Raw genomic sequence first — 6000 nt, 5'->3', positions numbered from 1 at the left:
ACCTCTCACCCTCCCACCGCCTGCGGCGGCGGGCCCCTCCCTCTCTCAAAGAGAGAGGGGTTCCGTGTGCACGGCCTTCATCAGAAGCGGGCGCTTCAGACGTCCACCTTCCACCCCTCTCGGACTTTCAGAAAGTCGGCTTGACGGAAGCCCCCGAGACGATACGAGCGCGATCGCGAGGCCGCGGGTCGCTCCGAAACCTAACCCGCCCCATCGCGAATCCGCAGGTCCAGGTCGCGGGCGGCGCCCTGGCCCCAGGCGTAGAGCGCCTCCAGCACCGGCCGCAGCGACTGGCCCCGATCGCTGAGGCGATAGAGGTTGCGGTCCGGCGCCCGGGCGTCGGGCTCGCGCACCACCAGGCCCTGTTCGGTCAGGGCCTTCAGCCGCTCGCTGAGCACCTTGTCGCTGAGGGCGGGTATGGCGCCCCGAAGCTGGCCGTAGGTCAGGGGGCTGTCCTTCAGGCGCGCCAGGATCACCGGCTTCCACTTGCCGCCCAGCAGTTCGAGCGAGACCTCGACGGGGCAGCCGTAGGTCCTGGGGATGCGCTTCAAGTCCAAACCTCCCGGCGGCTTACCAACTGGTGCGTTGAACGCGTTCGACGCCCCGGCCTAGCTGCGATCCTAGGCCAGCGCAGGGAGCCCGCCATCATGAAAATCATCGCCTTCGACCGCTTCAATCCCGGCGTCACCCTCGACACGCTGCGCCCCTATCTGCGCGAGGAGGTGGCCAATGTCTGGCGGCTGTGGAAGGCCGGGGTGGTGCGCGAGAACTACGCCCGTGCCGACGAGCCGGGCGTGGTCATCGTCTTCGAATGCGAGGGGGTGGACGCCGCCCGGCGTTACGTGGAGGACTTCCCGCTCAGCAAGGCCGGCCTGATTTCCTGGGAGTTCATCGCCCTGGACGCGCCCTTGCCGCTGGAGTTCCTGTTCGATCCGTCGGTCGATGTCGCGCCGCCACTGGATCGCACGCTTGTTGGGTGAGGCATGAAACGGTTCAATTCCCTGGATATTCCGACCGACCTAGCGGACCTGTGCGATCCGTCGCGGACGGCGGTGCTGGTCTACGACATGCAGGCGGGCATCTGCGGCCAGATCGCCTCGGGCGCGGCGGTCACCGCCCGCTGCGCCGAGGTGCTGGCCGTCGCGCGGCGGGCCGGCTATCGCGTGGCCTATACCCGCCACCTTTCGCTCTCCAAGCCCTGGATGGGCGTGACGCAGTTGCGCATGGCCATGGCCTGGCAGCGCAAGTCCGAGCCGGCCGAGGTCTCGCCGTGGTTCCTGCGCGATTCGCCGCCGTGGGAGATCGTGCCGGACCTGGCGCCCCACGCCGACGACGCGGTGTTCGACAAGCTGGCCATGTCGGCCTTCGAGGGCACGCCCCTGGCCACGGCCCTACGCGACAGCGGCGTCCAGGCGGTGGTGCTGATGGGCATCGCCCTGGAGATCGGCATCGAGCCCACGGCCCGGCACGCGGCCGACCTGGGCTTCATCCCGATCATCGTCGCCGACGCCTGCGGCGCGGGCCACGAGGACGCCGCCCAACGCTCCCTCGAATCGCTGCGCTTCGCCGGCGACGCCATCATCACCGACGTCGCCGCCCTGACGGCGCTGATGGCGCGTTAGTCCCTCACAATCGCCCGCGGCGCCCGCCCTTGAGCTTGTCGAGGGCGCGGCGGGCGTGTTCGGTCTGAGCCGCCACGGGGGCCGCCACGAGGGCGGGCGGGGCGGTGATCGCCGCCTTCAGGTCGGCCACGGCCTTGGTGGCGGACAGGCCCGCCGCCACGGCGTCGACGAGCGGCCTGGCGCGGCCGGCGGGGACGATCAGGGCCACCTTGCGGGCCCGGCGGCCATCGCCGCAGGCCTTGGCCTTGTCGCGGGCCCGGCGGATCTCGGCCGGGTCGTCGCTGGCGTCCAGGATCGCCCAGGCCGCGTCGAGGGCGGCCATCAGCTTCAGCTGCAGGTTCAGGCACCAGGTGGGGATGTCGGTCTGGGTCATGACACGAGCATGAGGCCGCCCCGGAGGGTGGGGACGGGAAATGTGCGTTTTTGTGTAAAGGGCTGAATTTGCTTCACTTTGTTCAGCGATCGATGGGGATAGACTCCCTCTCCCCTTGCGGGAGAGGGTGGCGGCCGAAGGCCGACGGGTGAGGGGTCTCTCAAACGAAAGCCGCCGCGATCGGCCCTTCGGCTTGTCGCGGCGGTCCTGGTTTTCGACCCCTCATCCGTCGGCTACGCCGACACCTTCTCCCGCAAGGGGAGAAGGAAGGGGGGGGGCTGTGGATAACTTTTCGCTGTCAGGCCTTCAGCGCCTTCGGCAACACCTCGGCGAACACGTCCAGCTCCGCCGGGCTGGCCGTGCCCACCCGGATCCAGGTCGGATGGCGCGGGCTGTCGAACACCCGCACCTCGACGCCCAGCCCGGCCAGGGTCTTCTGGAACGCCAGGTTCGGCTTGCCGCAGTCCACGAACACATAGGTGCCGTGCGACGGCAGGTAGCTCAGACCGTTGGCCTGGCAGATCGCGTAGATCTTCTTGCGGCAGCCTTCCAGATAGGCCTTGGTCCCGGCCAGATAGGCGGGGTCGCCATAGCAGGCCAGGGCGGCGGCCAGGCCGGGGCGGCCCTTGTGGGTCGGGATCAGGCTCTTCAGCTGCTTGATCCGCGCCGGCTGGGCGATGACGAAGCCCACCCGCAGCCCGGCCATGCCGTAGACCTTGGAGAAGGTGCGGGCCACGACCACGTCGTGACCGGCTCGCACCAGGTCGACCATCGAATGGACCGCCGGGTCGGGGCTGATCTCGATATAGGCCTCGTCGACGATCACCGGCGCGGTCTTGGCGGTCTCCACGCAGAAGGCGCGCAGGGCGGCCGGGTCGAGCAGCAGGCCGGTCGGGTTGTTGGGATTGCAGACATAGACCGCGCCGGCGCCCTTCGACCTGGCGGCCAGGGCCGGCAGGTCGATCTGCTGGTCGGCGGCCAGCTGGACCCAGTCGAGCCTGGCCCCCCGGCGCTCGGCGTAGAGCAGGGGCGTGGCGTAGCTGGGCTGGGCCGAGACGACCGGGCCCTTGAGGCCAAATTCGCTGGAGAGCAGCGACAGCGCCTCCAGCGAGCCGTTGCACAGGCCGACCTGGTCGGGGCGGACGCCCTCGCGCCGGGCGATGGCCTCGACCAGCGGCGGCTCCAGCGACCAGGCGTAGTAGGCGGCCTCGTCCATGGCCTTGATCGCCGCGCGGCGGGCGGCGGGGCTGGGGCCGTAGGGGTTTTCGGTGACGCCCAGGTGGGCGCGGATGGCCGGCGGGGCCTTGGGATCGACCGAGGTCTCGGCGGCGCCCGCCAGGCCCGGGGCCAGACCGGGCGCGAGCGCCGCGCCGCCGATCAGCAGTCCAAAAGCCGTGCGCCGCGTGGTGTCCATGGTTCCGCTCCTATCGTCGCCCGGTCCGTAGAGGTCGGACGTGACACGTTCGCGACGGGCCGCTCAAGACGTCTGGATCGGCAGGGCGGTGGTGAACTTGATCTGCTCCATGGCGAAGCTGGAACTGACGTCGGTGAGCGGGGCGGTGGCGATCAGCCGGCGGTAGAAGCGGTCATAGGCGGCGATGTCGCGAACCACGACCTTGAGCAGGTAGTCGACATCGCCGCTCATCCGGTAGAACTCGATCACCTCGGGCAGGGCCTTGGCCCCGGCCGCGAAGGTGGCCAGCCATTCCTCGTCGTGATGGCCGGTCTTCACGGCCACGAACACCGTCAGCGACAGGTCCAGGGCCTCGCGGTCGATCAGGGCGACGCGGGCGGTGATCACCCCGCCGTCCTGCAGGCGCTTGACCCGTTTCCAGCACGGGGTCTGCGACAGCCCGACCCGCTCGGCCAGTTCGGCGATCGGCGTGGTGACGTCCTGCTGCAGGATGGCCAGCAGGCGGCGATCGATCTGATCCAGTGAGATCATTCTCTAAGCATGCCCATCAAGAGAACAGAATTCTCCATTCCTGCCACGAGGCCGCGTCTGAGACCATGCCATTCTCGCGAACAGGCGCATCATGGACTTCGCGCATTCTTGAGGACTTGCCATGTTCGACGCTTTCACCCGCCATCCGCGTTCCGTCGACGAGACCTATGGCGAGCACATGGCCATGGCCTGGAGCTTCGCCTTCCCGATGCTGCTGGGCGGCGCGGCGTGCTTCGTCCACGGGATCTTCCCGTTCCTGTTCGAGACCACGGGCAGCCGCTGCGTGAAGCTGCTGTACACGCGGATCGCCAACCGGGGACGCAAGCCTGGAAGCGACGCCCAGGTCCCGAACTGGGCGGCCTTCGACGCGGTGATCTGAAGCTCCTTCCTTCTCCCGCAAGGGGAGAAGGACGTTCGGGTCGCGGCTTGCGATCTGCGACCCCAAAACTCCCCCCACCGATCGCTGCGCGATCGCCTCCCCCACAGGGGGAGGATTGCCGGGCTTGTGACACCGGCTGCACGCGCCTGTCAGAAAAGGTCGCGGGCGGAGCAAATTCTCCCTCTTGGCGGCGAAGCGTCGCTAGCCCATCGTCCGCCCCGAGAGTCGGGAGGACCGCATGAGTTTCTGGACGCGCCGCAAGGCGATCGACACCGCCGCCGGCGACGCCGCGCACCAGCTGAAGAAGACGCTGAGCTGGTACCACCTGGTCGCCCTGGGGGTCGGGGCCATCGTCGGCACCGGCATCTACACCCTGACCGGGGTCGGGGCCGGGCTGGCAGGGCCGGGGGTGATCCTGTCGTTCCTGATCGCCGGGGCGGTCTGCGCCTGCGCGGCCCTGTGCTACGCCGAGCTGTCGACGATGATCCCGGCCTCGGGCAGCGCCTATACCTACAGCTACGTGGCCATGGGCGAGCCGGTGGCCTGGTTCGTCGGCTGGAGCCTGATCCTCGAATACACCCTGGTCTGCGCGGCCGTCGCGGTGGGCTGGTCGGCCCACGCCCAGGGCCTGTTCCGCCTGGCCGGTTTCCCCGAGTTCCTGCTGGCCGGCCCGCACGCCGGCGGCCTGGTGAACCTGCCGGCGGTGATCATTTCGTTCGCCGTCGCCGGGCTGCTGGCCCTGGGCACCAAGGAGAGCGCCACGGTCAACATGGTGCTGGTGGCGATCAAGATCCTGGCCCTGGCCGCCTTCGTGGTCCTGACCCTGCCGGTGTTCGACGCCAGCCACTTCACGCCGTTCATGCCCAACGGCTTCGCGGCCACCGCGGGCCCCGACGGCGTCAAGGTCGGGGTGATGGCCGCCGCCAGCCTGATCTTCTTCGCCTTCTACGGCTTCGACGCGGTGTCGACCGCCGCCGAGGAGACCAAGAACCCCAAGCGCGACCTGACCATCGGCATCGTCGGCTCGATGCTGGTCTGCACCCTGATCTACATGGTGGTGGCCGCCGTCGCGATCGGCGCCTCGCGGGCCGAGGTGTTCTCCAAGAGCGAGGCCCCGCTGGTCTTCATCCTGGAGACCCTGAAATATCCGAGGATGGCCCAGGTGGTCGCCCTGGCGGCCGTGGTCGCCCTGCCGACCGTGATCCTGGCCTTCATGTACGGCCAGAGCCGGATCTTCTTCGTCATGGCCCGCGACGGCCTGCTGCCGGCCGGCCTTGCCAAGGTCAACGCCAAGACCGGCACGCCGGTGCTGATGACCCTGCTGACCGGGGCCCTGTCGGCGGTGCTGTCGGGCCTGCTGTCGCTGAAGGACATCGCCGAGCTGGCCAATGCCGGCACCCTGGCGGCCTTCATCGCCGTGGGGCTGTCGGTGATCATCCTGCGGGTCCGCGACCCGGGCCGCGTCCGGGTGTTCTCGACGCCGATCTGGCAGGTGGTGGCCCCGGGCGCGATCCTCGGCTGCCTCTACCTGTTCTCCAGCCTGCCGGCCAAGACCCAGACCTACTTCCTCTACGCCCACGGGATCGGGTTCGCGGTCTACTTCCTCTACGGCGTGCGCAAGAGCGCCCTGGCCAGGGCCTGAGCGGCCTGACCATCCCGGCGCCGCCTGCGCGCGGCGCCG

8 protein-coding genes are annotated in these 6000 nt (G+C 69.3%); 4 read left to right on the top strand and 4 right to left on the bottom strand.

Translation table 11 applies throughout. The features are described from left to right. Nucleotides 1-200: 200 nt before the first annotated feature. The gene (locus tag PMI01_RS24115) at nucleotides 201-551 is read right to left on the bottom strand and encodes a winged helix-turn-helix transcriptional regulator (RefSeq protein WP_007675697.1); all 351 of its coding nucleotides are present in this window, start codon (nucleotides 549-551) and stop codon (nucleotides 201-203) included. A 96-nt stretch (nucleotides 552-647) separates the two neighbouring features. Between PMI01_RS24115 and PMI01_RS24110 the strand changes: the two genes are divergently transcribed. Continuing rightward, nucleotides 648-980, top strand: a complete 333-nt coding sequence (locus tag PMI01_RS24110; protein WP_007675693.1) for a hypothetical protein — start codon at nucleotides 648-650, stop codon at nucleotides 978-980. 3 nt (nucleotides 981-983) lie between these two features. Then, entirely contained in the window at nucleotides 984-1622 is a 639-nt protein-coding gene (locus PMI01_RS24105) for a cysteine hydrolase (protein ID WP_007675691.1), read from the top strand. 4 nt (nucleotides 1623-1626) lie between these two features. Here PMI01_RS24105 and PMI01_RS24100 read toward each other — a convergent pair whose 3' ends face one another. The 3 genes from PMI01_RS24100 to PMI01_RS24090 form a co-directional block, all read right to left on the bottom strand. Next, nucleotides 1627-1995: a hypothetical protein gene (locus tag PMI01_RS24100; RefSeq protein ID WP_007675690.1), complete on the bottom strand. Its 369-nt coding sequence runs from the start codon at nucleotides 1993-1995 to the stop codon at nucleotides 1627-1629. Between the two features lie 298 nt (nucleotides 1996-2293). Beyond that, nucleotides 2294-3409, bottom strand: a complete 1116-nt coding sequence (locus PMI01_RS24095) for a pyridoxal phosphate-dependent aminotransferase (protein WP_007675689.1) — start codon at nucleotides 3407-3409, stop codon at nucleotides 2294-2296. A gap of 63 nt (nucleotides 3410-3472) precedes the next feature. Beyond that, complete coding sequence (locus PMI01_RS24090) at nucleotides 3473-3940, bottom strand: Lrp/AsnC family transcriptional regulator (RefSeq protein WP_007675688.1); 468 nt, start codon at nucleotides 3938-3940, stop codon at nucleotides 3473-3475. 121 nt (nucleotides 3941-4061) lie between these two features. On the opposite strand from PMI01_RS24090, the gene PMI01_RS24085 reads away from it, so the two are divergent. After that, entirely contained in the window at nucleotides 4062-4319 is a 258-nt protein-coding gene (locus PMI01_RS24085) for a DUF6356 family protein (protein WP_007675687.1), read from the top strand. Nucleotides 4320-4557: 238 nt separating this feature from the next. Beyond that, nucleotides 4558-5961 (top strand): amino acid permease, encoded by a 1404-nt coding sequence (locus PMI01_RS24080; RefSeq protein WP_007675685.1) that lies wholly within the window; start codon nucleotides 4558-4560, stop codon nucleotides 5959-5961. The last annotated feature ends 39 nt before the right edge of the window (nucleotides 5962-6000 follow it).

The sequence above is a fragment of the Caulobacter sp. AP07 genome (assembly GCF_000281955.1).
Classification (GTDB): domain Bacteria; phylum Pseudomonadota; class Alphaproteobacteria; order Caulobacterales; family Caulobacteraceae; genus Caulobacter.
Note: the sequence above shows the minus strand (reverse complement) of the source record. Positions and strands in the feature narration are given on the sequence as shown.